The 22,441-nt window shown below is 68.0% G+C and carries 26 protein-coding genes and 1 pseudogene; 14 read left to right on the forward strand and 13 right to left on the reverse strand.

Features of this window, described 5'->3' with window-relative positions:
- Positions 1 to 12 precede the first annotated feature (12 nt).
- Genes dnaN through pyk form a run of 3 tightly spaced genes read left to right on the forward strand, consistent with a single transcriptional unit; the run spans position 13 to position 3,858 of the window.
- A complete protein-coding gene (gene dnaN, locus L0C60_RS07110) occupies positions 13 to 1,128 on the forward strand; it encodes a DNA polymerase III subunit beta (RefSeq protein ID WP_234506903.1) in 1,116 nt (371 codons plus the stop codon).
- Between the two features lie 50 nt (positions 1,129 to 1,178).
- Entirely contained in the window at positions 1,179 to 2,447 is a 1,269-nt protein-coding gene (eno, locus tag L0C60_RS07115; protein ID WP_243092628.1) for a phosphopyruvate hydratase, read from the forward strand.
- Positions 2,434 to 3,858 (forward strand): pyruvate kinase, encoded by a 1,425-nt coding sequence (gene pyk, locus L0C60_RS07120; RefSeq protein WP_234506899.1) that lies wholly within the window; start codon positions 2,434 to 2,436, stop codon positions 3,856 to 3,858. Before eno ends, pyk begins: the two co-directional genes overlap by 14 nt.
- A gap of 46 nt (positions 3,859 to 3,904) precedes the next feature.
- Here pyk and L0C60_RS07125 read toward each other — a convergent pair whose 3' ends face one another.
- The 7 genes from L0C60_RS07125 to L0C60_RS07155 form a co-directional block, all read right to left on the reverse strand.
- Positions 3,905 to 4,333: a c-type cytochrome gene (locus L0C60_RS07125; RefSeq protein WP_234506897.1), complete on the reverse strand. Its 429-nt coding sequence runs from the start codon at positions 4,331 to 4,333 to the stop codon at positions 3,905 to 3,907.
- A 28-nt stretch (positions 4,334 to 4,361) separates the two neighbouring features.
- Positions 4,362 to 5,432 carry a TIGR04053 family radical SAM/SPASM domain-containing protein gene (locus tag L0C60_RS07130; protein WP_234506895.1) on the reverse strand — a complete coding sequence of 357 codons (1,071 nt, stop codon included), beginning with the start codon at positions 5,430 to 5,432 and terminating at the stop codon, positions 4,362 to 4,364.
- A 37-nt stretch (positions 5,433 to 5,469) separates the two neighbouring features.
- The gene (locus L0C60_RS07135; protein WP_234506893.1) at positions 5,470 to 6,459 is read right to left on the reverse strand and encodes a DUF4139 domain-containing protein; all 990 of its coding nucleotides are present in this window, start codon (positions 6,457 to 6,459) and stop codon (positions 5,470 to 5,472) included.
- Entirely contained in the window at positions 6,456 to 7,070 is a 615-nt protein-coding gene (locus L0C60_RS07140) for an MBL fold metallo-hydrolase (RefSeq protein WP_234506891.1), read from the reverse strand. The genes L0C60_RS07135 and L0C60_RS07140 overlap by 4 nt, the downstream gene beginning before the upstream one ends.
- Complete coding sequence (gene dxs, locus L0C60_RS07145) at positions 7,057 to 8,904, reverse strand: 1-deoxy-D-xylulose-5-phosphate synthase (RefSeq protein WP_234506889.1); 1,848 nt, start codon at positions 8,902 to 8,904, stop codon at positions 7,057 to 7,059. Before dxs ends, L0C60_RS07140 begins: the two co-directional genes overlap by 14 nt.
- 7 nt (positions 8,905 to 8,911) lie before the next feature.
- Entirely contained in the window at positions 8,912 to 9,556 is a 645-nt protein-coding gene (locus tag L0C60_RS07150) for a hypothetical protein (RefSeq protein ID WP_234506887.1), read from the reverse strand.
- 62 nt (positions 9,557 to 9,618) lie between these two features.
- Positions 9,619 to 10,281, reverse strand: coding sequence for a PspA/IM30 family protein (locus L0C60_RS07155; RefSeq protein WP_234506884.1), 663 nt, complete (start codon positions 10,279 to 10,281; stop codon positions 9,619 to 9,621).
- A 64-nt stretch (positions 10,282 to 10,345) separates the two neighbouring features.
- Here L0C60_RS07155 and L0C60_RS07160 point away from each other — a divergent pair, with 64 nt between their 5' ends.
- From L0C60_RS07160 to L0C60_RS07180, 5 genes are read left to right on the forward strand one after another with little or no spacing between them, the layout of a single operon-like run.
- The gene (locus L0C60_RS07160) at positions 10,346 to 10,930 is read left to right on the forward strand and encodes a TetR/AcrR family transcriptional regulator (protein WP_234506882.1); all 585 of its coding nucleotides are present in this window, start codon (positions 10,346 to 10,348) and stop codon (positions 10,928 to 10,930) included.
- A complete protein-coding gene (locus L0C60_RS07165) occupies positions 10,917 to 11,774 on the forward strand; it encodes an ABC transporter ATP-binding protein (protein WP_243092629.1) in 858 nt (285 codons plus the stop codon). The genes L0C60_RS07160 and L0C60_RS07165 overlap by 14 nt, the downstream gene beginning before the upstream one ends.
- A complete protein-coding gene (locus L0C60_RS07170) occupies positions 11,771 to 12,892 on the forward strand; it encodes an ABC transporter permease (protein ID WP_234506878.1) in 1,122 nt (373 codons plus the stop codon). Before L0C60_RS07165 ends, L0C60_RS07170 begins: the two co-directional genes overlap by 4 nt.
- Positions 12,889 to 13,680, forward strand: a complete 792-nt coding sequence (locus tag L0C60_RS07175) for a hypothetical protein (protein WP_234506876.1) — start codon at positions 12,889 to 12,891, stop codon at positions 13,678 to 13,680. The genes L0C60_RS07170 and L0C60_RS07175 overlap by 4 nt, the downstream gene beginning before the upstream one ends.
- Positions 13,677 to 14,324, forward strand: coding sequence for an outer membrane lipoprotein carrier protein LolA (locus tag L0C60_RS07180; protein WP_234506874.1), 648 nt, complete (start codon positions 13,677 to 13,679; stop codon positions 14,322 to 14,324). The genes L0C60_RS07175 and L0C60_RS07180 overlap by 4 nt, the downstream gene beginning before the upstream one ends.
- Here the strand turns inward: L0C60_RS07180 and cysK are convergent.
- Positions 14,321 to 15,235: a cysteine synthase A gene (gene cysK / locus L0C60_RS07185; protein WP_243092630.1), complete on the reverse strand. Its 915-nt coding sequence runs from the start codon at positions 15,233 to 15,235 to the stop codon at positions 14,321 to 14,323. The genes L0C60_RS07180 and cysK overlap by 4 nt on opposite strands.
- 81 nt (positions 15,236 to 15,316) lie before the next feature.
- On the opposite strand from cysK, the gene L0C60_RS07190 reads away from it, so the two are divergent.
- The 3 genes from L0C60_RS07190 (at position 15,317) to surE (ending at position 16,911) form a co-directional block, all read left to right on the forward strand.
- Positions 15,317 to 15,784: an FKBP-type peptidyl-prolyl cis-trans isomerase gene (locus tag L0C60_RS07190; RefSeq protein WP_071676999.1), complete on the forward strand. Its 468-nt coding sequence runs from the start codon at positions 15,317 to 15,319 to the stop codon at positions 15,782 to 15,784.
- A 114-nt stretch (positions 15,785 to 15,898) separates the two neighbouring features.
- A complete protein-coding gene (locus tag L0C60_RS07195; RefSeq protein ID WP_016330342.1) occupies positions 15,899 to 16,105 on the forward strand; it encodes a cold-shock protein in 207 nt (68 codons plus the stop codon).
- A gap of 56 nt (positions 16,106 to 16,161) precedes the next feature.
- On the forward strand, positions 16,162 to 16,911 hold the full coding sequence (gene surE / locus L0C60_RS07200; protein WP_243092631.1) for a 5'/3'-nucleotidase SurE: 750 nt from the start codon (positions 16,162 to 16,164) through the stop codon (positions 16,909 to 16,911).
- Here the strand turns inward: surE and L0C60_RS07205 are convergent.
- Together L0C60_RS07205 and L0C60_RS07210 are read right to left on the reverse strand one after the other, a co-directional pair.
- A complete protein-coding gene (locus L0C60_RS07205) occupies positions 16,898 to 17,680 on the reverse strand; it encodes an SAM hydrolase/SAM-dependent halogenase family protein (RefSeq protein ID WP_243092632.1) in 783 nt (260 codons plus the stop codon). The two genes, surE and L0C60_RS07205, sit on opposite strands and share 14 nt — an antisense overlap.
- A 1-nt stretch (position 17,681) precedes the next feature.
- On the reverse strand, positions 17,682 to 19,142 hold the full coding sequence (locus L0C60_RS07210) for a tetratricopeptide repeat protein (RefSeq protein ID WP_234506865.1): 1,461 nt from the start codon (positions 19,140 to 19,142) through the stop codon (positions 17,682 to 17,684).
- 57 nt (positions 19,143 to 19,199) lie between these two features.
- On the opposite strand from L0C60_RS07210, the gene L0C60_RS07215 reads away from it, so the two are divergent.
- A complete protein-coding gene (locus tag L0C60_RS07215; protein ID WP_234507175.1) occupies positions 19,200 to 19,901 on the forward strand; it encodes a tetratricopeptide repeat protein in 702 nt (233 codons plus the stop codon).
- A 3-nt stretch (positions 19,902 to 19,904) separates the two neighbouring features.
- On the opposite strand, the pseudogene L0C60_RS07220 reads toward L0C60_RS07215, so the two are convergent.
- A pseudogene (locus tag L0C60_RS07220) lies at positions 19,905 to 20,506 on the reverse strand (trimeric intracellular cation channel family protein).
- Positions 20,499 to 20,957: a 2-C-methyl-D-erythritol 2,4-cyclodiphosphate synthase gene (gene ispF, locus L0C60_RS07225; protein ID WP_234506864.1), complete on the reverse strand. Its 459-nt coding sequence runs from the start codon at positions 20,955 to 20,957 to the stop codon at positions 20,499 to 20,501. The pseudogene L0C60_RS07220 and the gene ispF overlap by 8 nt, the downstream one beginning before the upstream one ends.
- Positions 20,958 to 20,973: 16 nt before the next feature.
- On the opposite strand from ispF, the gene L0C60_RS07230 reads away from it, so the two are divergent.
- Positions 20,974 to 21,525 carry an HD domain-containing protein gene (locus L0C60_RS07230; RefSeq protein ID WP_234506862.1) on the forward strand — a complete coding sequence of 184 codons (552 nt, stop codon included), beginning with the start codon at positions 20,974 to 20,976 and terminating at the stop codon, positions 21,523 to 21,525.
- 36 nt (positions 21,526 to 21,561) lie between these two features.
- Positions 21,562 to 21,882 carry an FUN14 domain-containing protein gene (locus tag L0C60_RS07235; protein ID WP_234506861.1) on the forward strand — a complete coding sequence of 107 codons (321 nt, stop codon included), beginning with the start codon at positions 21,562 to 21,564 and terminating at the stop codon, positions 21,880 to 21,882.
- Here L0C60_RS07235 and L0C60_RS07240 read toward each other — a convergent pair.
- Positions 21,869 to 22,429 (reverse strand): 5-formyltetrahydrofolate cyclo-ligase, encoded by a 561-nt coding sequence (locus L0C60_RS07240; RefSeq protein WP_234506859.1) that lies wholly within the window; start codon positions 22,427 to 22,429, stop codon positions 21,869 to 21,871. The two genes, L0C60_RS07235 and L0C60_RS07240, sit on opposite strands and share 14 nt — an antisense overlap.
- Positions 22,430 to 22,441 lie beyond the last annotated feature (12 nt).

Here is a 22,441-nt window from a genome sequence, read left to right on the forward strand (position 1 = left end):
GAGGAACGGGTAATGCGTGTAGTCCTTCCCAAAAACCTGCTGGCTGAACGCCTCTCTTTCCTAGAGAGGGTCATCCCTTCGCGTAGCTCCAACCCCCTTTTCACCTACCTGGGCCTTGCTTTGGGCCAAGACGCCTTGGTGCTTTTCGGGAGCAACGGGGAGGTGGACCTCGAGGCCGGCCTCCCGGCCGAGGTCCAGGGGGAGGGGCGCTACCTGGTGCCCGCCCAGCCCTTTTTCCAACTGGTCCGAAGCCTCCCCGGGGAGCAGGTGGAGCTGGTCTTGGGGGGTGATCTGGAACTGGTGTCCGGCACCTTCCGTACCCGGCTCGCCCTGGCCCCCACCGAGGGCTACCCCGAGCTTTCCTTCCCCGAGCCTAGCCCTTCCGAGGCGTACCCTTGGCAGACCGCCTTGCCGGTGGAAGACCTCCTCCGTGCCCTTACCCACGTGCGCTACGCCGCAAGCCACGAGGAGTACCGGGCCATCTTCCGCGGGGTCCAGCTGGAGTTCTCGGAAAGGGGGGTGCGGAGCGTGGCCTCGGACGGCTACCGCCTGGCCCTTTACCAGCTGGAAAGGCCCCAGCCCTTCCAGAAGAAGGCGGTGGTCCCCGCCCGCAGCGTGGACGAGGTGGCGCGGGTTCTCAAAGGGGTGGGGGATGGGGAGGTGGTCTTGGCCCTGGGCCCAGGCACCCTGGGCTTGGCGGTGCGGGAAGGGGAGGGGTGGGTGCGCCTGGCGGTGAGGCTCATGGAGGGGGAGTTCCCCGATTACGAGCGGGTCATCCCCAAGGAGTTTCCCCTAAAGGCCACCCTCGAGGCCGAGGCCTTCCGCGAGGCCTTGCGGCGGGTGAGCGTTCTGGCGGACAGGCAGAACCACCGGGTGGACCTCTTCTTCCAGGAAGGGCGGGTCCTCCTGTCCGCTGAAGGGGACTACGGCAAGGGCCAGGAGGAGCTTCCCGTGGCCTTGGAGGGAACGCCCCTCGCCGTGGCCTACAACGCCCGGTATCTCCTCGAGGCCCTAGGGCCCATCTCGGGCCAGGCCGCCCTCTGGCTTTCCGGGGCCACGAGCCCGAGCTTGGTGCGCCCGGCGGAGGAAGGAGGGTACCAGGCGGTGGTGGTTCCCTTGAGGGTGTAAGCTAAGGGCCAAGGAGGCGTGAAACGCTTCCACGCCGCAGGAGGAAACCCATGACCACGATCGTGAGCGTCAAGGCGCGGGAAGTGTTGGACTCCAGGGGCTTTCCCACGGTGGAGGCCGAGGTGGAGCTGGAAGGGGGTGCCCGGGGCCGGGCCATGGTGCCCTCCGGGGCCTCCACGGGCACCCACGAGGCCTTGGAGCTTCGGGACGGAGGGAGGCGCTACCTGGGCAAGGGGGTGCGCCGGGCGGTGGAGAACATAGAGGGGCGCATCGCCCCCGAGCTGATCGGCCGGGACGCCTTGGACCAGGAAGGGGTGGACCGGGCCATGCTGGAGCTGGACGGCACCCCCAACAAGGCCAACCTGGGGGCGAACGCCATCCTGGCCGTTTCCCTGGCCACCGCCCGGGCGGCGGCGGAGGCTTTGGGGCTACCCCTTTACCGCTATTTGGGTGGGATCCAAGGGGTGGTCCTGCCCGTTCCCCTCATGAACGTGATCAACGGGGGAAAGCACGCGGACAACCGCCTGGACTTCCAGGAGTTCATGCTGGTTCCCGCCGGGGCGGAAAGCTTCGCCGAGGCCTTGCGGATGGGGGCCGAGGTCTTCCACGCCCTCAAGGGGGTTTTGCGGGAGCGGGGCTACAGCACCAACGTGGGGGACGAGGGGGGCTTTGCCCCCGACCTAAAGCGCAACGAAGAGGCGGTGGAGCTTCTCCTCCTCGCCATTGAGCGGGCGGGGTACACCCCAGGGGAGGAGGTTTCCTTGGCCCTGGACCCGGCGGCGAGCGAGTTCTACCGGGACGGCAAGTACCACCTGGAAGGGGAAGGGAAGGTCCTCACCTCCGAGGAGATGGTGGCCTTCTGGGCCTCCTGGGTGGAGAAGTACCCCATCCGCTCCATTGAGGACGGCCTGGCGGAGGACGACTGGGAGGGGTGGCGGCTTCTTACGGAAACCTTGGGCAACCGGGTGCAGCTCGTGGGGGATGACCTTTTCGTCACCAACCCCGAGCGGCTTCGCCAGGGCATTGAGCGGGGGGTGGCCAACGCCATCCTGGTCAAGGTGAACCAGATCGGCACCCTTTCCGAGACCCTCGAGGCCATCCGCCTGGCCCAGCGCTCCGGCTACCGGGCGGTGATCAGCCACCGCTCGGGGGAGACCGAGGACAGCTTCATCGCCGATTTGGCGGTGGCGGTGAACGCCGGGCAGATCAAGACGGGCTCCCTTTCCCGCTCCGACCGCCTCGCCAAGTACAACCAGCTCCTGCGCATTGAGGAGGCCCTGGGCGGGGCGGCCCGCTACCTCGGTTATGGGGCCTTTTAAGCGCACCAAGATCGTGGCTACCCTGGGGCCTGCCTCCAGCACCAAGGAGGTGATCCGGGCCATGGCGGAGGCGGGGGTGGACGTCTTCCGCTTGAACTTCAGCCACGGCACCCCGGAGGACCACGGGAAGCGGGTGGCCCTGGTGCGGGAGGTGGAGGAGGAGCTGGACAAGAGCTTGGCCATCCTCCAGGACCTCCAAGGCCCCAAGATCCGCGTGGGCCGCTTCAAGAAAGGGCGGGTGGAGCTCAAGGCGGGCCAAGCCTTCGTCCTCACCCGGAGGCCCGTGGAGGGGGACGAGACCCAGGTCTCCATCAGTTACCGTGGCCTGCCCGAGGATGTGGTTCCCGGACAGGCCCTCCTCCTGGACGATGGCCGGATCCGCCTCCGGGTGGAGAGGGTGGAGGGGGACGAGATCCACACCGTGGTGGAGGTGGGGGGCGTCCTCTCCGACCACAAGGGGATTAACGTTCCCGGGGCCGACCTTTCCATCCCCGCCCTCTCCGAGAAGGACATCCAGGACCTGGCCCTGGGGGCCGAGCTTGGGGTGGACTGGGTGGCGGTTTCCTTCGTGCGCACCCGGGACGACCTCCTCCTCGCCCGGCACTACCTTTCCCGCTACGGCTCCCGGGCCAAGCTCATGGCCAAGATTGAGAAGCCCTCCGCCGTGCAGCGCTTTGAGGAGATCCTGGAGGAGGCGGACGGCATCATGGTGGCCCGGGGGGACCTGGGGGTGGAGATGCCCCTGGAGGAGGTTCCCATCGTGCAAAAGCGCCTCATCCTGAGGTGCATCGCCGCCGGGAAGCCCGTGATCACCGCCACCCAGATGCTGGAGTCCATGGTGCAAAACCCAAGCCCCACCCGGGCGGAGGCCTCGGATGTGGCCAACGCCATCTTTGACGGCTCGGATGCGGTGATGCTTTCTGCCGAAACCGCCGCCGGGGCGTACCCCGTGGAAGCGGTGGCCATGATGGCCCGCATCGCCAGGGCGGTGGAGGCTTCCCCGGAGTTTTTGCAGAAGCTCAACGTGCTCCGCCCCGCACCCACCCCCACCACCCAAGACGCCATCGCCCAGGCGGCGGACGACATCGTGGAGGCGGTGGGGGCCCGGGCCGTGGTGGTCTTCACCGCCACCGGGGGCTCGGCCCGGCGTGTGGCCCGCACCCGGCCCCAGGTGCCCATCCTGGCCCTCACCCCAAGCCCCGAGGTGAAGCGGCAACTGGCCCTGGTCTGGGGCGTCCTGCCCCGCCTGGCCCCGGACCCAGAGGACACGGACGACATGGTGCGGATTGCCCTGAGGGAGGTGAAGGCCCTAGGCCTGGCTCAGGTGGGGGAGCGGGTGGTCATCGCCGCCGGGGTCCCCTTTGGCGTGCGGGGGACCACCAACCTGATCCGGGTGGAGCGGGTGAGCTAAAAGGGCCCGGGGCCAAGGGGCCCCGGGGGGAGGGAGTTACACCGGTCTATTTGACCGGGGGACGGGACTTGAGCACCTCCTGCGGGGAGAGGGGTTTGGCCCTTTGGGCCTTCACCTCCTGGGCGGTGATGGGTTTGGCCTTGGACTTGGCGAAGGTGGTGAGGACGTGGTTCAAGAGGTTCGCCACCTCCTCGTCCTTCAGCTGCCGGAAGGGGGGCATGACCCCGTTGTAGGCCTTGCCTTCCACGGCGAGGGGGCCCTGGAGGCCGTAGAGGACCACCCGGATGAGGTACTCTCGGCCCCCCTTGGCCTGGACCACCTTGTCCAGGTGGGTGAGGGGCGGGAAGGCCCCGGGGATGCCCTGGCCCGTGGCCTGGTGGCAGCTTTGGCAGTTGGCGGAGTAGAGCTTGGCCCCCGGGCTTTGCCCGAGCGCGAATAGGCCGGCGAGGAAAATAAGAGGCAAAAGGCGCCGCATGGCTCCAGGATAGGAGGACTGCGCCGGCCTACGCCAGGGGCATTTGTCCCCAGGTTTTGGGGATGTGGGCGCAACGGGGGTCCGAGGCCAGGTAGTCCCCGGTTTCCGCATAGGCCCGGGCCCGGCTACCCCCGCAAATCTCCCGGTACTCGCAAACCCCGCACTTGCCCTTGAGCAGGGCTTTGTTGCGTAGCGCCTGGAAGAGGGGGCTTTCGCGGTAGATGGCCAAAAGGGGCTTTTCCCGCACGTTTCCGGCGGGAATGGGGAGGAAGCCCGAGGGGTAGACCTCCCCGTTGGCGGCCACGAAGACGAAGCCGAAGCCATCGGAAAGGTGGACGCCCCGCCCTTCCCCCACCAAGGCCCCGTCCTCTCCCCCCTCCCTCCTTCGGCGCTCTAGAACGAGGCGGCGGAACATGGGGCCTTCCGTGGTGCGCACCTTGAAGGGGTAAAGGCGGGAGAGGTCGTAGAGGAGGTGCATCACCTCCTCGTACTCCTCGGGGGAGAGTTGCTCCAGCAAGGCTCCCCGGCCCACGGGCACCAGGAAGAAGACCTCCCACGTGGCCACGCCCTTTTCCGCCAGGATCTCGGCGATCCCGGGAAGCTCCCTTGCGGTGCGCCGGGTCACGGTGGTGTTCACCTGGGTCATGAGGCCCACCTCTTGGGCCCAGGACAGGGCCTTTAGGGCCAGGGCGAAGGTGCCCGGCACCCCGCGGAAGCCGTCGTGGGCCTCGGGGCTTGCCCCGTCCAGGGAAATGGCCATCTGGTGGACGCCGAGCTCCCGGAAGCGGGCCACCACCTCCCGGGTGAGCCTCGGGGTGACGGCGGGGGTGATGCCCACCTTGAGGCCTAGGCGCTGGGCTTCCTCCAGGAGGAGGAAGAGGTCGGGGCGGGCCAGGGGGTCGCCCCCGGTGGGGAGGAGGATGGGCTTGGGGGTGTAGGTGGCGAGTTCCCGGAGGAGCTTAAGGCCCTCCTCGGTGGAGAGCTCGTCGGGGAGGGGTTCGGGCACGGCGGAGGCCCGGCAGTGCTGGCAGGCGAGGAGGCAGGCCCGGGTCATCTCCCAGGCCACCAAGAGGGGGAAGCGGTGGAGGTCGGGCTTCATGCCCTTAGCCTAGGACAGGGGAGAAGGGCAGGTGTCCCTAGCGGGGAAGGGTGAGGCGGTAGGTGAGGGTCTTGGCTTCGTGAGGGTTTAGGGGAAGCTCCAGGCGGTAGCCCTCGGGCAGGAGGGTGGCCCCGGGGAAGTCCAGGCGGAAGGGTTTGGGAAAGGTTTCCGCAAGGAATAGGGTGAGGGGGTAGGGATAGGGGTTTTCCAGGCGGGTTTCCACCAGGTAGGTGGCCTCCTTCTCCGACTGGGCGAGGAGGCGGACGGCGCGCCCAAGGCGCGCCCTCAGGTCCTGCCCAAGCCAGATCTCGGCCTGGTTGCCCTCGAGGGTGGCAGGAAGGCGGCCCTGGCCCAGGAAAAGGCCCTCCTCCACCACCTCCAAGGCCCCAGGGGCCAAGGGAAAGGGGGCTTTGAAGCGGTAGCCCCGTTCCAGGGGGATGGAGGCCTCGGTGCGGAAGGGGCCCTGGTAGCGGAGGAGCCGGGTGGGGGCCACCTCGGCCCTTCGGAAGGGGATTTCCGTGGTGCCGGGAAGAAGCTTTCTCGGCATAAGCTCGTAGCGGAAGAGGCCGAAGGGGCTTTCCTGGGCTTCCCCGAAGGTGCGGAAGGCGGCTTCGGGGAGGGCTTTGGCCGGAAGGAGGTTCACCTCCCCCGCCAGAAGGACGAGGCGTTCCGCCGGCAGGGCTTCCCCTTCCAGCCGAAGCCTGGCCCAGGCGGTGAGCCTGCCCTCCTCGAGGGTGTAGAAGACCTCCCCGGAAAGCCCGGTGTAGAGATAGCGGAGCCAGGCCCTCCCCTCCCCCCGGTAGCGGAAAAGCACCGCCGTACCCTGGAAAAGCCTTTCCTCCTCCTCCACCCCGAGGAGGCGCAACGAGCCCGGCACCATGCGGCCAAGCTTTTCCCCCGCCAGGTACACCCAGGCGGAAGGGGGAAGGAGCACGGGCTCCTTCACCTCGGCAAAACCGGGGTAGACCACCACCTCCTGGGCCAAGGCTCCAAGGAGGAAGAGCCCTAAAGCGGCGAGCTTTCTCATACCCCCAGTTTACGGGCCAAGGCCTCCACCCGCTCCCTGGGAAGCGGCTCCCCGTGGCCGGGGTAGACCCGCTGGGCCCCCAGGTCCAGGATCTTGCGCACCGTTCTCTTCGCCAGGGCGTGGTCCTCGTTGATGAAGCGGGGCGGGAGGCCCTTGCCCCTTAAGGCGTCCCCCGCCAAAAGCACCCCTTCCCGGAAGAGCCCCACCTGCCCCAGGGTGTGGCCGGGGAGGTGGACCACCCGCCAGCCCGCAAGGGCCGTCCCTTCCTCTGCGGGGCGGAGGGCCTCCTTGGGGAGAGGGGGGGCCAGGTTGGCGAGCCGGCGGCCCAGGAGGGGGATGGGAAGGGGCGGGCGGGGCTTTTCTCCCGTGAGGTAGGGCCACTCCAGGGGGTGGGCGAACACGGGCACCCCATACTGCTCCCAAAGGGCCCTCGCCCCCCCGGCGTGGTCCAGGTGGTGGTGGGTGAGGAAGAGGAAAAGGGGCGGGGAACCTAAGAGGGAGAGGAGTTTCCCCGCCTCCCAAGGGAGCCCGGCGTCCACCAGGAAGTAGCCCCCCTCCGCCTCCACGCGGTAAAGGTTGGCGGCGAAGGCCAGGCGCTCAGGCCCGTTCATGGACGGGGGCGAGGCCCATCTCCGCCAGGGCCCGGCGGATCCCTTCGGGGTCAATGCCCGCCTGGCGGTGCAGGCTCGGGATGGTCCCGTGCTCAAAGAAGCGGTCGGGAAGCCCCAAGACCTTGACCTCGGGCTTTAGGCCCATCTCGTTAAGGGCCTCCAGAACGGCGCTCCCAAAGCCACCCATCCTCTGGTGGTCCTCCACGGTGAGGAGCTTGTAGCGGGCGAGCCGCCGCAGCATCTCCCGATCCAGGGGCTTGAGGAAGCGGGCGTTGACCACGCCCACCCGGGGGTCGTCCCCTGCGGCCTCGAGGGCGTACCGCAGGGTCTTGCCGAAGGCGAGGATGTAGGCTTCCTTTCCCTCCTTCACCACCTCCCACTTCCCCCAAGGGATGTCCGGCCACACCCCTTCCGGGGCCCTTTCCACGTTGTCCCGGGGGTAGCGGATGGCCACGGGGCCTCCCACCTCCAGGGCTTTCTTCAGCATGGCCCGAAGCTCCAGGGCGTCCTTGGGGGCGGCGATCTGCAGGTTGGGGATGGTGCGCAGGTAGGCGATGTCAAAGACCCCGTGGTGGGTGGCCCCGTCCGCCCCCACGATGCCCGCCCGGTCTATGGCGAAGACCACGGGGAGGGCTTCTATGGCCACGTCGTGGATCACCTGGTCGTAGGCCCGTTGCAGGAAGGTGGAGTAGATGGCCACCACAGGCTTCATGCCCCTTAGGGCCAGGCCCGCTGCCGTGGTCACCGCCACGTCCTCGCAGATGCCCACGTCCAGGTAGCGCTCGGGGTGCTCCAGGGAGTAGCGCACGAGCCCCGACCCCTCCCGCATGGCCGGGGTGATGACGAAGAGCCTGGGCTCCAGGTGGGCGAGCTCGGTGACGGCGTCCCCGAAAGCCTGGCTCCAGGAGTAGCCCTTGGAAACCTTCTCCGGCTTCTTGGGGTCAAACCCTGGGGGGCCGTGCCAGTAGATGGGGTCGGCCTCCGCCACCTTGTACCCCTTGCCCTTCTTGGTGACCACGTGGAGAAGGGTGGGGCCCTCCAGGGCCTTGAGGTGCTCCAGGATGTGCACGAGGCCCTTCAGGTCGTGGCCGTCCACGGGGCCGATGTAGCGCAGGCCCCAGGCGTAGAAGGGGTTTTCCTGGTGGAGGATGAGCTTGGCCGCTTCCTTCGCCCGGTCCACCAGGCCAAAAAGCTGGGGAGAGATGCGCTCTAGGACGTTTCTCCCCAGCTTTTCCATGTCGTGGACCCACTTCCTAATTTGGAGCTCTTTGAAGTACTTGTTGAGGGCCCCCACGTTCTCGGAGATGCTCATCTCGTTGTCGTTCAGGATGATGAGCATCCGCTTTTGCAGCTCCCCGATCTTGTTCAGCGCGGCAAGGGCCATGCCCCCGGTGAGGGCCCCGTCCCCGATCACCGCCACCACGTGGTAGTCCTCCCCCTGGAGGTCCCGGGCGATGGCCATGCCCAGGGCGTGGGCCAAGGAGGTGGAGGCGTGGCCAGCGGTGATGGCGTCGTGTTCGGACTCGGAAACCTTGGTGAAGCCGGAGATGCCCCCTTCCTGCCTCAGGGTGTGGAAGCGGTCCTTCCGCCCCGTGACCAACTTGTGGGCGTAGGCCTGGTGGCCCACGTCAAAGAGGATGCGGTCTTTGGGGGAGTGGAAGACGCGGTGTAGGGCCAGGATCAGCTCCACCGCCCCCAGGGAGCTTGCCAGGTGCCCGCCGTTTTGCGCCGTGACCCGGATGATCTCGCTCCGGATCTCCTCGGCTAGTTCCTGGAGTTCCTCCAGGCTAAGCCGCTTCAGGTCTTCGGGGTCGTTTACCCTATCCAGGACCATACCCACCTCACTGGAAGTTGCGCTCCACCAGGATGCGCCCCTCCCGGGTGCGCACCTCCCCCACCCGGGGGGCGAACCAGACCTCGTAGGCGGTCTGGCCCGCCTGGTCCTGGTAGACCTGGCGGATGCGCAGGATGCGGAAACTCCCCGCAGGAAGGCGCACTTCCCGTTCCTCTAAGACCTCCATGCTGTAGTCCAGACGGCCTTGGGCCAAAGGCTCCCGGCCTGTGGGGGAGAGGAGCTCCACCTTCACCTCCACCCTTCCCCCCCAGCGGTAGCCCGGGGCGAGGAGGCCCTCCGGGGGGTACTCCAGGACGGGCGGGGTGAAGACCACCCGGGCCGAGGGGTCCTGGAAGCCGAGAAGCCGCACGCCGAAGGCCCCCACCTGGCGGTAGTAGACCCGGTCCTCCCCCCGGCCATAGGCGCGGAAGCGGAGGGCTTCCTGGCCCTCGTAGAGGGCGGGGCCCTCCACCCGTACCCGGTAGGGCGGGGAGGAGAGGGGCTCCCCCTCGGGCACGTAGACCCACTCCAGCCCCGTGGCGGTGGGGTAGAAGGCCTCGCTTCGGAGGAAAGGCCGGGCCTCGGGGGCCTGGGTCACCTGGGGGGCGCAGGCGGCGAGGAGGAGGGAGAGGGCCATAAGGGACCGCCTCATGTTAGGGAGTTTACCCCGCTTCCCGCCGTGGGCTGGCCAACACTTTAGGTTCTGGGGCCCGGCTAGCCTTGGCCCAACTCCCGCTTGAGCCGAAGGAGTTCCTCCTCCAGCTCTTTTTCCCCGGACAAGGCGGCGAGCTCCTTCTCCAGGTCCTGGCCGTCCAGGGCCTTTAGGGCCTCGTGCCGGTCCTCCAGGGCCAGGATGCGGGCCTCCATCTCCTCAAAGGCCTCGAGGGCGGGGTGACTGTCCAAGCGGGACTCCATCCGGCGCACCGCCTCCGCCGCCTCCACCCCCTTCTTCCGGGCCAAAAGGAGCTTCTTCCTGGCCTCGGCCTCGTCAATCTTGGCCTCCAGGGCCTTGAGCTGGGTCATGAGCCGCTCGGTGAGGGCCCGGTGCTCCGCGAGTTGCGCTTTGAAGCCCTCCGCCAGGTCCAAAGCCCGTTTCCTACGCCGCAGGGCCTCCTTGGCCAGGTCCTCCCGGGAGGCCCTAAGGGCTTCCTTGGCCTTTTCCTCCCAGAGGGCGGCCTCCTTCTCGTGGCTTTCCACCTCCCGCTCCAGGCGCTTGGCCTCGGCCATGGCCGCTGCCACCTGTTCCCGGGCCTCCTTGAGGGCTTCCTTCATGTCCAAGAGGGCCTGCTCCAGGATCTTCTCCGGGTCCTCGGCCCGGCGCAAGAGCTCGTTCAGGTTGGCGCGGATGAGACGCCCCAGGCGGTCTAGTAGGTTCATGCTGCCTCCGGGTCCAGTATACCTTGACGGCGCCTTGGGCCTGGGGTAGCCTTGCCCTGCAAGTATGCGCTTACTTACGGAAGCCGACCCCCTCGAGGCCCGCCTCTTCCAGGCCGCTTTGGAGCTTTTGGCGGAGCGGGGCTACCGCGGGGCCACTACCAAGGAGGTGGCCCGGCGGGCGGGGGTGAGCGAGGTGACCCTTTTCCGCCGCTATGGGAGCAAGGAGGCTTTGTTCCGGAAGGCCGTGGTCGCCTTCTTCCCTCAGGGCTTCCTGGAGCGGCTTCCCGAGGAAGGGGCCCCTTTGGCAGAGGGGCTTTCCGCCCTCTTGGAGGCCTATCTGGAGCTTCTCAAGGCCCATCAGGTTCTTTTGCCCAAGCTCTTGGCAGAGTTGTTGCGCCACCCCGAGCTCCTTTCGGAAGGCCCCCCGAGGGGGCTCGGGCTGGCTTTGGGAAGGATTGTGGGCTTTTTCCGGGCCAAACAGGAGGCGGGCCTTTTGCGGCCGGACGAGCCCCCCGAGGAGCTGGCCCTGGCCTTCGTGGGTCCCCTTTTCGCCCGCTTCCTCCTGGGGGAGGTTTTGGGGGTGCGCCTGCCCTTGGACCGGGAGGCCTACGTGCGGGGGTATCTGGAGGGACGCTATGGTGCACGCTGAGGAGGTGACGCGGCATTTCGGCAGCCTCAAGGCCCTGGACCGGGTGAGCCTTTCCGTGCGCCCAGGGGAGGTGTTCGGCCTTTTGGGCCCCAACGGGGCGGGGAAGACCACCTTGGTGCGGGTCCTCACCGGGGTTCTCCGCCCCGATGGGGGGCGGGCGGTGGTGGCGGGGCTAGATGTGTTGCGGGAGCCTTGGGCGGTCAAGGCCCGGATCGGCTACGCCACCCAGGAGCAAAGCGTCTACCGCGACCTCACCGTGGAGGAAAACCTCCGCTTCCGCGCCCGCCTTTACCGGCCAAGGGAGGCGAAGGCCCTGGCGGAAGAGGCCCTTTTGCGCTTTGGCCTTCTCCCCTACGCCAAGGCCCTGGCGGGCCACCTCTCCGGGGGCTGGCGGCAACGGCTGGCCTTGGCCCAGGCGGTGGTCCACCGCCCGGAGGTCCTCTTCTTGGACGAGCCCACCACGGGGCTTGACCCCGTGTCCCGCCGGGCCATCTGGGACCTCATCCACCAGGAGGCGGAACGGGGGGCGGCGGTCTTGGTCACCACCCACTATATGGACGAGGCGGAGCGTTGCCACCGCCTGGCCCTCCTCTTCGCCGGGCGGGTCCTGGCCCTGGGCACGCCGCAGGAGCTCAAGGCCGAGGCCCGGGGGCGGGCGGATTTCTACTTCGCCCCCGTGACCTTGGCCGAGGCGAGGCGGGTGGAAGGGGTTTGGGACGCCTGGCCCAGCGGCCACGGGGTGCGCCTCATCCTGCGGAAGGGCGTGGTCCCGCCCTTTCCCGCCACGCCCACCGAGCCCACCCTCGAGGACGTCTTCCTGGTCTACACCAAGGGGGAAGCATGAGCCGCATCCTCGCCCTAGCGGAAAAGGAGTTTTTGCAGATCCGGCGGGACCACGTCCTCCCGCGGCTCATCGTCCTTTTGCCCACCCTGATGCTCCTCCTCTTCGGCTACGCCATCAACTTCACCCTGGATAACATCCCCCTGGCGGTGTACGACGCCTCCCAGGACCGCATCAGCCAGACCCTTTTGGCGGAGCTCACCCGGGAAAACCGCTTCCATTTGGCGGTGAGGGCGGAAAGCCCCGAGGGGGTGGTGAGGGCGGTGGACCGGGGCCAGGCCCGGGTGGGCCTGGTGGTGCCCCCAGGGGCCTTGGAAAGGGTGCGCCGGGGGGAGAGCGTGAACCTGGAGGTCTACGTGGACGGCACCGACCCCAACTTCGCCTTCCAGGCCCAGGCCGCCTTGCGCAAGGCCATCCAGGAGGTGAACGCCCGCATCCTGGTGGGCCGGGCCCTTTCCGGGGAGGCGGTCTTGCCCCCCTTGAGCCCCACCCTCCACACCCTCTACAACCCGGACAACAAGACCGCCTGGTTCATGATCCCCGGCATCATCGGCCTGGTCCTCACCATGTTCACCGTGCTCCTTACCGCCCTCTCCATCGTCCGGGAGGCGGAAAGCCGCATGATGGAAAGCCTTTTGGCCTCCCCCTTGCGCCCCCACGAGATGGTCCTGGGCAAGGTCCTGCCCTATCTGGTCATCGCCTTTGCCGTGGCCATCTTGGTTTTGGCCCTGGGGCACTGGGTTTTTGGGGTGCCGGTGCGGGGAAGCCTCCTCCTTCTGCTCTTCGCCATGTTCCTCTTCGTGTTGGGCTCCTTGGCGGCGGGGGTTTTGATCTCCACCTTGGCCCGCACCCAGGTGCAGGCGGTCTTCGGCACCTACGCCTATGCCTTTCCCACCATCTTCCTTTCGGGCTTCGTCTTCCCCATAGACGGCATGCCCCGCCTTTTCCAGATGCTTTCCTACCTGGTGCCCGCCCGCTACCTCATTGAGGTCCTGCGGGGGGTGATGCTCAAAGGGGTGGGCCTTGGGGTGCTTTGGCCCCACCTCTTGGCCTTGGCCCTCTTCTCCGCTTTGGTCCTCTTCTTGGCCTCGGCCCGCTTCCAGAGGCAGGTGGCGGTATGAGGGGGGTGGTGCTTCTTCTCCTCGTTTCCCTGGCCTTGGCCCAGGGGCGCCTCGAGGCGGGCCTTTACGGGGCCCCCGGCGGGGTAACCCCGGCCCTGGAGGCCGCCTTCGCCCTTGGGGAAGGGGAGGCTTACCTGAGGGGGCAACCCGGGCGGGGGGCCTTGGGCTACCTGGGGAACCTTTCCTTGGGGCCTCTGGGCTTTCTGGCCTATGGGGCCCAAGGGGAGGTGGGGGAGGGGGGCCTGGGGGGTGCCCTTTTCCTGGAGGGAGGGGCGGGACCCTTGGCGGCGGAGGGGCGGCTTGGGTACAGGCCCCAAGGGGCTTTTCCCCTTTTCCCCGAGGCGGGGTTTTTCGGGCGGCTTTCCCTGCGCTACCGGGCCACCCCTAGGGAGGTCTGGGGTTTGGAGGTGGCAAAGAACACCCCTCCCCGCCCCCCCTCCTTCGGCCTGCAACCGGGTTGGGAAGGGGGCTTTCGCCTGGAAGGGAGCTACGCCTTCCGGCAGGAGGCCGCCTACACCCTGGGGCTAGGGGTTTCCCCCGGGCCCTACGCCCTTTTGGGCCTGAAGGGGGAGGTGGGGGAGGGAGGGGAGGTTTTGGACCTCCTCCTCCGCCTGGGCGGGGTGAACCGGTTGGAGGCGGGGCTTTACTTAGGGGAGGCTAGCCTCCATCTCACCCTTTCCTACCCGTGGGCGGGTAGCTTCGTGGTGTGGCTTGGGGACTTGGGCCTCGAGGCGGGTTACGGGAAGGCCCCCTACGCCTGGGTCCGCTACGCTTGGAGGTGGCCGTGAAGGAAAGAGCCCTGACGATCCTCGGATTTTTCGCCCTTTTGGCCCTGGCTTGGGCCCAGTCGGTCCCGCAGATCCTGGACCTGGTTGAGAAAAACCTGGCCGAACCCTGGCAGGCCCTGGTGCAGGGGGAGATCCAGGGCCCAGGGGGTCGGGAAACCCTCCAGGCCCGGGTCTACGCCCTGCCCAAGGAGAAGCTCTACCGCATAGAGTTCCTCAAGCCGGGCTCCTTGGAGGGGAACTTTACCGTGGTCACCGAGAAGGAGGTCTGGAACTACCTCTACCTCACCAACCAGCTCGTCATCAGCCCCAAGGAGAAGGCCCAGGTGCAGGGCCTGGGCTTTAGCCCCCAGGGCCTGGGCGACCTGAAGGCCCTGAGCGAGCGGGTAAACCTCCGCCTGGCGGGGGAGGAGCGCCTGCCGGAAGGGGTGGCCTGGAAGCTCGTGGGCGAGGCCAAGGAGGGCCAGGGCTTCGCCCGCTTGGAGCTCTATGTCCTGAAGGCGGACCCAAGGCCTTTGCGCTTCCTCTTCCTGGACGAGGGGGGGAAGGTTTTGGCGGACCTCAAGGTGGTGGAGTTCAAGCGGGCAAGCCTCACCCCCGCCCAGCTCAAGCGCTATCCCAAGGACGCCCAGGTGGTGCGCCGCTAGGTTTCGGCATAGAGGGGGGTGGAGAGGTACTTCCACCCCCCATCGGGGCTGATGCAGGCCACCCGCTTGCCGGGGCCGAGCTCCCGCGCCACCTGAAGGGCGGCCCAGATGATGCCCCCCGAGCTCATCCCCAGGAAAAGCCCCTCTTCCCGGGCGAGCCTGCGGGCCAGGGGGAAGGCGTCCTCCTCCCACACCTGGATGACCCCGTCCAGGAGGCTTAGGTCCAGGTTCTCGGGGATGAAGCCCGGGCCCATGCCCTGGAACTGGTGTTGCCCCATCTTCCCCCCGGAGAGGACGTTGGAGCGGGCGGGCTCCACGGCGATGACCTTCACCTTGGGGTTTCGCTCCTTGAGGTAGCGCCCCACCCCGGTGATGGTCCCCCCCGTGCCCGAGCCGTAGACGAAGGCGTCTATGCGCCCCTCCAAGGCCTCGTAGAGCTCGGGCCCCGTGGTCTCGTAGTGGGCCCGCACGTTGGCGGGGTTTTTGAACTGGTCGGGCATGAAGGCCCCCAGCTCCTCCTTAAGCCGGAGAGCTTCCTCCCTGGCCGCCAGCATCCGCCTTTCCGGGTCCGTGAGGACGAGCTCCGCCCCCAAGGCCCTTAGGACCCGCTTCCTCTCCTCGGACATCTGGGCGGGCATGGTGAGGATGAGGCGGTAGCCCCGGCTTGCGGCGATCATGGCGAGGCCGATGCCCGTGTTGCCGCTCGTGGGCTCCACGATTACCTGGCCCGAGCCCGGCTTTAGGATCCCCCTTTCCTCGGCGTCCTTGATCATGTACCAGGCGGGGCGGTCCTTGATGGAGCCCCCTGGGTTTAGCCCCTCCAGCTTCACCCAGACCTCGGCCATGCCCGGCTCCACCACCTTGGCGAGGCGCACCACGGGGGTTTTGCCGATGACCCCTTCCACCCGCATACCCTCACTATAGGGGTTTCCTTGGCGGGGGGCATCTGCTAACCTGAAAGGAGCAAGCCCCAAGCTTGCGGAAGGGTGAACATGAAAGTAGGACAGGACAAGGTGGTCACCATTCGCTACACCCTCCAGGTGGAGGGGGAGGTTTTGGACCAGGGGGAGCTTTCCTACCTGCACGGGCACGGCAACCTCATCCGGGGCCTCGAGGAGGCCCTGGAGGGCCGCGAGGAGGGCGAAGCCTTCCAGGCCCACGTGCCGGCGGAGAAGGCCTACGGCCCCCACGATCCGGAAGGGGTGCAGGTGGTGCCCCTCTCCGCCTTCCCCGAGGACGCTGAGGTGGCCCCGGGGGCCCAGTTTTACGCCCAAGACATGGAGGGGAACCCCATGCCCCTCACCGTGGTGGAGGTCCAGGGGGAGGAGGTCACCATTGACTTCAACCATCCCCTGGCGGGCAAGGACCTGGACTTCCAGGTGGAGGTGGTGAAGGTGCGGGAGGCTACCCCCGAGGAGCTCCTGCACGGCCACGTGCACGAGGGCGGGCATTCCCACTAGGCGTGGGCCAGGCCTCCCCAGGGGTTCCCTGGGGGGGCTTGACTTTTTCCTCCCCCCGTGGGATAGTGGGGAGTCCCTGGAAAGCCAAGTGGGTTTTCGGGATGAAGGAGAAGCATGAAGAAGGGTACCGTTAAGTGGTTCAACGCGGAAAAAGGCTACGGGTTCATCCAGCAGGAAGAGGGTCCGGACGTGTTCGTGCACTTCTCGGCCATCGAGGCCGAAGGGTTTCGCACCCTGAACGAGGGGGAGCGGGTGGAGTTTGAGGTGGAGCCGGGCCGGGGCGGCAAGGGCCCCCAGGCCAAGAAGGTCCGCCGCATCTAAAGGAGGATGGCCAAAGGAAGCCCCCTTGGGGGCTTCCTTTGCTTTAGGCTTAGGGCATGCGCATCCTCGTTTCCAACGACGACGGCATCTTCTCCCCGGGCATCAAGGCCTTGGGCCTAGCCATGCGGGCCCTGGGCGAGGTGTACGTGGTGGCCCCCGACGTGGAGCAGTCGGCGGTGGGCCACGGCATCACCGTGCGCCGCCCCTTGCGCTTCAAGCACACGCAAAGCGCCGGCTTTGGGGAGATCCCCGCCTACCGGGTGGACGGCACCCCGGCGGACTGCGTGGTCCTGGGGGTGCACCTTCTAGGCCGGCCGGACCTGGTGGTTTCCGGCATCAACATCGGGGTGAACCTGGGGCTAGACCTCACCCACTCGGGTACGGTGGCGGCGGCCCTCGAGGCCACCTCCTTGGGCATCCCCGCCATCGCCTTCAGCCTGGACACCTCCGGGGAGGAGTTGGACTTCGCCGAGGCCGCCCGCCATGCGGTAAGGATCGCCCGCCGGGTGGCGGAGAAGGGCCTGCCCAAAGGGGTCCTCCTCAACGTGAACTTCCCCGCCCGCCCGCCCAAGGGGGTCAAGGTCACCCGGCTTTCCACCCACCACTTTGAGGACACCGTGGTGGAACGGCTTGACCCCGAGGGGAAGCCCTACTACTGGATCGCCGGCACCCCCGTGGGGGAGGAGGAGGAGGGGACGGACCTTTGGGCGGTGCGCCAGGGGTACATCTCCGTCACCCCCGTGAGCCTGGACTTCACCGCCCGGGAGTACCTGGCCGAGGTGGAGGCCTGGTTCAAGGACCTGTGAGGCGCACGGGCAGGCCCTCCTTTAGGCCCCAGGCCTCCCGGGCGTTTCCCCGGTTGAGGGCGATTTCCAAAAGCCCTGCGCTTCCCAAGTAGGCCACCCCTTCCCCTACTTCCACCTCGCCGAAGGTGCGGCGGATGGGTACCCTTCGCCCCGCCACCTCCACCCATCCCCCCAAAGGGGCCTGGAGGAGGGTGGTGATGGCGTTGCCGAAGCGGTCAAAGGTGAGGATCTCCCCTTCCGGCCCCGGGGTGAGGGCCAGGGGAAGCCTTTGGAGGCTTTCCACCGGCACCTCCTCCCCCAGGGCCTCCGGGGGAAGCCCCAGGGCCAGGTGGGCGGCGGCGGGGGCGAAGCGGTCGCGGCCGTGGAAGGTGAACGCCCCGGGGCGCCACCCGGGTAAGGGGTCCAGGCCCTGGGGCCTGGGAGGCGCCACCCCTTCCAGGGCGTAGGCCCGCCGGGGCGGGTCCAGGAGCCAGGCCAGGGTGAAGAGGCCGTTGTCCGGGCCCACGTAAACCCGCCGGCCCAAGGCGGCGATGGCCCGCCTCCTTGTCCCCACCCCGGGGTCCACTACCCCTAGGACCACGCTCCCCTCGGGCAGGTAGGGCACCGCCTCAAAGAGGGCGTAGGCCGCCCGGCGCAGGTCCTGGGGCGGGAGGTCGTGGGCCAGGTCCACCACCCCTATTCCGGGGGCCTTTTGGGCCAAGACCGCCTTCACCACCCCCACGTAGGGGTCCTCGAGGCCGAAGTCGGAGAGGAAGAAGACGGGGCGCATCCTAGAAGCGCCGCAGCCAAGCGGGGGGGAAGAGGGCGAGGACCACCCCCGCCACCACCCAGCCCAGGCCAAGGCCCAAGACGCTCCCCGCCCGCTCCTTGGCCCACAAAAGCCCGGCGCCCACGAGGAGGAGGAGGAGGGTGGGCCCCGGCACCACCAGGGCGAAGAAGAGGGCGGAAAGGGCGGGGGAGAGGTCCTTGTAGCGCTCCTTAAAGACCCAGGGAACCAAGCCGCGGAAGAAGGGCTCCATCAGGGCCAGGCCCAGGAAGGTGAGGAGGTTTAGGGGAAGGGTGGATAGGCCGAGGAAGGGGCGCAGGAGGCCGTAGGCGAAGAGGAGGAGGACCAAGGCCGGCCCCACCCAAAACCCCTCCACCCAGCTTCCCCAGGGGCCCAGGAGGGCGGGTAGCCGCTTCCTTTGCCAGAAGAGGAGGCCCAAGAGGAGGAAGGCCCCGTAGGCCAGGTAGAGGCTTGGGAGCACCTTTTCCCCTTGGTAGGGGGTGAGGAAGGCGAGGAGGTTGGCGAAGAGGAGCTTGCCCATCAGGGCGGCGAAGCCCAGGGCCAAGAGGAGGGCCAGGAGGGCCAAGAGGTAGAGGCTTCCCGGCCCTGGCAAGGGGTTTTCCACCACCTCCACGGTGCGCAAGGGCTCTATGCGGCTTTCCCCCAGGAGGACCAGGACCAAGAAGGCGAGGAGGGCGAGAAGCCAGGGCCAGGCCTTGGCGAGGAAGCGCCCGGGGAGGTTTTCCACCTGGGAAAGTTGCCCCAGGGCCGCCAGGCCCCGCTCGAAGTCCCCTTGGCCCAGGTAGGCCAGGGTCAGGGTGGAGAGGGCCTGGGCCTTGAGGTCCGGCCTTTCCGCAAGCTCCGGGAGGAGGCTTTCCAAAAGGGGGATGGCCTCCCCGGGCCGCCCCACCAGGAAAAGGAGGCGTCCCCGCGCTAGCCGTTCCTCCCGGGTGGAGCCCAGGGCCAGGAGGCCCGCTTCGGGATTGCCGAGCTCCAGGTGGAGCCGGGCCAGGAGGAGGCGCACCTCCGGGGTGGGGGGGAGGGTTTGGGCCTCGGCCAGGGCGGCCTCTGGGCGCTTTAGGGCCTCGAGGGCCAAGGCCCTCGCCAGCCTCGCCTCCGGATCCCGCCCCAAGGGGAGGCGCAGGACCTCCGCCGGCTTCCCCTGGGCCAAAAGGAGCCGTGCCTTGAGGACCAGGCCCTCGGGGTCGTCCCCTAGGCGCTCCAGGTAGGTGGCCGCTTGGGCCAGCTCCCCCCTTTCCAAGGCGATGCGGGCGAGGAGGCGGAGGCTTGGGGCGTGGTTGGGGTCGCTCACCAGGGCGAGCTCGCAGGTCATCTGGGCGCTCTCCAAGGCTCCTTGGTCGTAGAGCCTCTGGCAGCGGGCGAAATACTCCTCGGCCCCTTGGGCCAAGGCCTGGGGAGGAATAACCAGGCCCATAAAGACCAAAAGTCCCCAAATAAGCCTCATGGCTTCCAGTTTACGCCCTCCGTCTTATACCCGGTATAATCGCCCCGGGTGAAACCCATGAAGCGATGGACGGCAATCCTAACCTCGGCCCTCTTGACCCTGGCCATGGCCCAGGCCTCCCAGGTGGCGGCCTTGGTGGATGCGGGGCGCTTCCAGGAGGCCTACGAGATGGGCCTCAAGCTCGGCACCCCCGAGGCCCTGGCCCTGGCGGCCAAGGGGGCGAGCTTCTACGCCCTTTACGAGGCCAAGCCGGAGGAGAAGCGGGCTTGGTTTGAGAAGGCGGAGAAGGCCGCCTCCCAGGCCATCGCCAAGGACCCGGGTTACCCGGAGGGCTACTTTGAGCGGGCAAGGGCCCTGGGGCGGCTTTCCCAGTACAAGGGGATCCTCGAGGCCCTCTCCGAGGGGCTTGCCCCCCGCATCCGCAACGACCTGGAACGGACCCTGAAGCTCAAACCCGACCACGCCGGGGCCATGGTGGCCCTGGCCCTTTGGCACTTTGAGCTGGTGCAGAAGGGCTGGCTGGTGGCCGCCACCCAGGGGGCGGACGGGGGCAAGGTGGAGCCCTTGATGCGGAAGGCCATTGAGCTGGAGCCCGATGGGATCATCCACCGGGTGGAGTACGCCAAGGTGCTCGCCGCCTGGGGCAAGAAGGAGGAGGCGCGAAAACAGCTGGAGATTGCCCTTTCCCTCCCCGCCCGGACCGCCGCCGACCGCTACGACCAGGAAAGGGCTCGCCAGGAGCTGGCCAAGCTCAAGTAGGCCCTAGCGCGGGGTGGGGAGCCTGAGGCCAAGCCGCCTGCCGAAGACCCGGAGGAGCACGGTGGCCAAGGCCCCGGCGAAGAGGGAGAACCCGGGGTGGCTTCCGTGAAGGGCATAGACCACCAAAGCCCCCACCAGGGCGGCGGAGGCGTAGAGGTCCCCCGCCCGGTAGAGGATGCCCGGCACCTCGCCGGCGAGCACATCCCGCAAGACCCCGCCCCCCACCCCGGAAAGGGTCCCCGCCAAGGCCACGCCAAAAGGCCCTAAGCCCGCCCCCAGCCCCCTTTCCGCCCCCAAGGCGGCGAAGAGGCCTAGGCCCAGGGTGTCCAGGTAGTAGATGGGCTTCTCCAGGGCCTGCACCCGACCCGGGGGTGGAAGCGGAAGACCAGAACCCCCACCCCCACCACGCTCCAAAGGAGGGGCTCGTTGGTGAGGGCCGTGGGGGGGAGGGTGCCCACCAGGACATCCCGGATGGAGCCGCCCCCCACCGCCGTCACCGTGGCCAGGACCAAGACCCCAAGGAGGTCAAACCCCTTTTCCACCCCCTTCAGAGCCCCGGTGGCGGCGAAGACCAGGGTGCCGAGCCAGACCAGGACCTCAACCATCCAAAAGCGCCAGGGCCCGGGCCTGGACGTGGGAAGGGAAGAGGCCCTCCGAGGTTTTGAAGGCCAGGCCGATGCGGTCCTTGGGAAGCCCCAAGAGGCGGGAAAGGTTTTCCACCAAGGCCTCCCGGTGGGGGTTTAGCTTGGGCCGGTCCAGGGTGAGGACCAGGCTCACCTGGAGGAGCCTCCCCCCTAGGCCCGCCACCCGGGCCAGGGCTTCCTTCAGGAACACCTCGCTCCGCACCCCTTGCCAGCGGGGGTCGGTGTCGGGGAAGAGGAGGCCGATATCCCCGAGGCCATAGGCGGCGAGGAGGGCATCGGTGAGGGCGTGGAGGGCGGCATCCCCGTCGGAGTGGGCCACGGCCCCCACGGGGCTTGGGATCTCTAGGCCGCAGAGGTAGAGGGGCTTGCCCTCGGCGAGAAGGTGGCTATCCTCCCCGTAGCCGATGCGCATGGCTATACTTTAGGGCATGCCGCGCTTTGAGGAAGCCCTGGCCCTCATGGAGGCCTGGACGGAGAGTCCGTCCTTGCGCCGGCACATGCGGGCGGTGGAGGTGGCCATGCGGGCCTACGCCCGCCGCTTCGGGGAGGACGAGGAGCTTTGGGCCATGGCCGGGGTGCTCCACGATATGGACTACGAGAAGTACCCGGAGGAACACCCCTACCGGGGGGTGGAGGAGCTCAGGCGCCTCGGCTACCCCGAGGAGGTCCTAAAGGCCATCCTGGGCCATGCCAGCTACACCGGGGTGCCCCGGGAAAGCCTTATGGCCAAGGCCCTGTTCGCCGTGGACGAGCTCACGGGCCTCATCGCCGCTGCGGTCTACGTGCGCCCGGACCGTTCCATCCTGGGCCTGGAGCTCCCTAGCCTGAAAAAGAAGTTCAAGGACAAGGCCTTCGCCAAGGGGGTAAACCGGGAGGAGATCCGCATGGGGGCGGAGGAACTGGGGGTGTCCTTGGACGAGCACCTGGCCTTCGTGTTGGAGGCCATGAAGCGGGAGGCCCACCTCCTGGGCCTCGCATAGTTGCCCTTTTGCGCCATCCCCGCTAGGGTGGGAGGCGTGGAGCTTCCCGACCTCACCCCTTACCTCGGGCAGATGACCTTTGGCGGCCTAGCGGGGTATGCCGTGGGCTATGCCTTGAAGAAGGTGGGCCGCCTTCTCGCCCTCGCTTTGGGGCTTCTCTTCGTGGGCCTACAGCTCCTCGCCCAGGCGGGCTACGTGGAGGTGGACTGGACCCGCATCCAGCGGGACGTGGAGCCTTTGCTCCAGCAGCCTGGCTTGAAGAGCCTTTGGGAGAGGCTTGTTTCCACCCTCACCTATAACCTGCCCTTCGGGGCGAGCTTCGTGGGCGGGCTTATCCTGGGCCTTAGGGCCGGATGAGCCGCTGGGGCGTGGCGATGAGGTCCACCCGGCGCTCGGGGGGAACGGGGAGCTTGGGGTAGACCATCACCGGGTGGGCCAGGGTGGCGAAGGGGGCCTCCAGCTTGAGCCAGGCTTGGGGAAAGCCGTAGCCCTTCCCCACCCAACCCCCCTCTTCGTCCACCGCCACCGCCCCGATGAGGACGAGGTCTATGGCCTGGGCCTCGAGGGCCACGGGCACCCCGTAGCGGTAGGCCTCCCGCACCCGCTTGAGCCGCCTGGGGTCCAGGTCCTTCAGGAGCAAAAACTTCCCCGGCCGGTCCGGATGAGGGAGGAGGAGGTCTTTCCCTTGGCGCAAGGCCTCCTCCCTCAAGGGTTTGAGCACGGCGTCCATGCCCGCGAGGATCCGCCGCGCTCCCAGGAACTCCGGGGTCCTTAGGAGGCGCTCCGCTGCCTTTTTGGCCCCCAGGAAGTTGGGGTGGTGGCCGTGGGGCGGGGTGGGGTGGAGGGCAAGCCCGTAGCGGGCGAGGGCGTTCCAGACTTCTTCCCGCAGCTCCCCCAAGGTCATCTCCCCCACTTT

This window comes from Thermus hydrothermalis (genome assembly GCF_022760925.1).
Classification (GTDB): Bacteria; Deinococcota; Deinococci; order Deinococcales; family Thermaceae; genus Thermus; species Thermus hydrothermalis.

Bases quoted from the DNA above. Each gene is read 5' to 3' on its own strand.
- L0C60_RS07210 (WP_234506865.1), bottom strand. From the start codon at position 19,142: ATGAGGCTTATTTGGGGACTTTTGGTCTTTATGGGCCTGGTTATTCCT.
- L0C60_RS07240 (WP_234506859.1), bottom strand. From the start codon at position 22,429: ATGACCTTGGGGGAGCTGCGGGAAGAAGTCTGGAACGCCCTCGCCCGC.
- L0C60_RS07215 (WP_234507175.1), top strand. From the start codon at position 19,200: ATGAAGCGATGGACGGCAATCCTAACCTCGGCCCTCTTGACCCTGGCC.
- L0C60_RS07195 (WP_016330342.1), top strand. From the start codon at position 15,899: ATGAAGAAGGGTACCGTTAAGTGGTTCAACGCGGAAAAAGGCTACGGG.
- dxs (WP_234506889.1), bottom strand. From the start codon at position 8,904: ATGGTCCTGGATAGGGTAAACGACCCCGAAGACCTGAAGCGGCTTAGC.
- L0C60_RS07150 (WP_234506887.1), bottom strand. From the start codon at position 9,556: ATGAGGCGGTCCCTTATGGCCCTCTCCCTCCTCCTCGCCGCCTGCGCC.
- L0C60_RS07125 (WP_234506897.1), bottom strand. From the start codon at position 4,333: ATGCGGCGCCTTTTGCCTCTTATTTTCCTCGCCGGCCTATTCGCGCTC.
- dnaN (WP_234506903.1), top strand. From the start codon at position 13: ATGCGTGTAGTCCTTCCCAAAAACCTGCTGGCTGAACGCCTCTCTTTC.
- L0C60_RS07155 (WP_234506884.1), bottom strand. From the start codon at position 10,281: ATGAACCTACTAGACCGCCTGGGGCGTCTCATCCGCGCCAACCTGAAC.
- eno (WP_243092628.1), top strand. From the start codon at position 1,179: ATGACCACGATCGTGAGCGTCAAGGCGCGGGAAGTGTTGGACTCCAGG.
- ispF (WP_234506864.1), bottom strand. From the start codon at position 20,957: ATGCGCATCGGCTACGGGGAGGATAGCCACCTTCTCGCCGAGGGCAAG.
- L0C60_RS07230 (WP_234506862.1), top strand. From the start codon at position 20,974: ATGCCGCGCTTTGAGGAAGCCCTGGCCCTCATGGAGGCCTGGACGGAG.
- pyk (WP_234506899.1), top strand. From the start codon at position 2,434: ATGGGGCCTTTTAAGCGCACCAAGATCGTGGCTACCCTGGGGCCTGCC.
- L0C60_RS07135 (WP_234506893.1), bottom strand. From the start codon at position 6,459: ATGAGAAAGCTCGCCGCTTTAGGGCTCTTCCTCCTTGGAGCCTTGGCC.
- surE (WP_243092631.1), top strand. From the start codon at position 16,162: ATGCGCATCCTCGTTTCCAACGACGACGGCATCTTCTCCCCGGGCATC.
- L0C60_RS07160 (WP_234506882.1), top strand. From the start codon at position 10,346: ATGCGCTTACTTACGGAAGCCGACCCCCTCGAGGCCCGCCTCTTCCAG.
- L0C60_RS07205 (WP_243092632.1), bottom strand. From the start codon at position 17,680: ATGCGCCCCGTCTTCTTCCTCTCCGACTTCGGCCTCGAGGACCCCTAC.
- L0C60_RS07170 (WP_234506878.1), top strand. From the start codon at position 11,771: ATGAGCCGCATCCTCGCCCTAGCGGAAAAGGAGTTTTTGCAGATCCGG.
- L0C60_RS07140 (WP_234506891.1), bottom strand. From the start codon at position 7,070: ATGAACGGGCCTGAGCGCCTGGCCTTCGCCGCCAACCTTTACCGCGTG.
- L0C60_RS07190 (WP_071676999.1), top strand. From the start codon at position 15,317: ATGAAAGTAGGACAGGACAAGGTGGTCACCATTCGCTACACCCTCCAG.
- L0C60_RS07165 (WP_243092629.1), top strand. From the start codon at position 10,917: ATGGTGCACGCTGAGGAGGTGACGCGGCATTTCGGCAGCCTCAAGGCC.
- L0C60_RS07175 (WP_234506876.1), top strand. From the start codon at position 12,889: ATGAGGGGGGTGGTGCTTCTTCTCCTCGTTTCCCTGGCCTTGGCCCAG.
- cysK (WP_243092630.1), bottom strand. From the start codon at position 15,235: ATGCGGGTGGAAGGGGTCATCGGCAAAACCCCCGTGGTGCGCCTCGCC.
- L0C60_RS07130 (WP_234506895.1), bottom strand. From the start codon at position 5,432: ATGAAGCCCGACCTCCACCGCTTCCCCCTCTTGGTGGCCTGGGAGATG.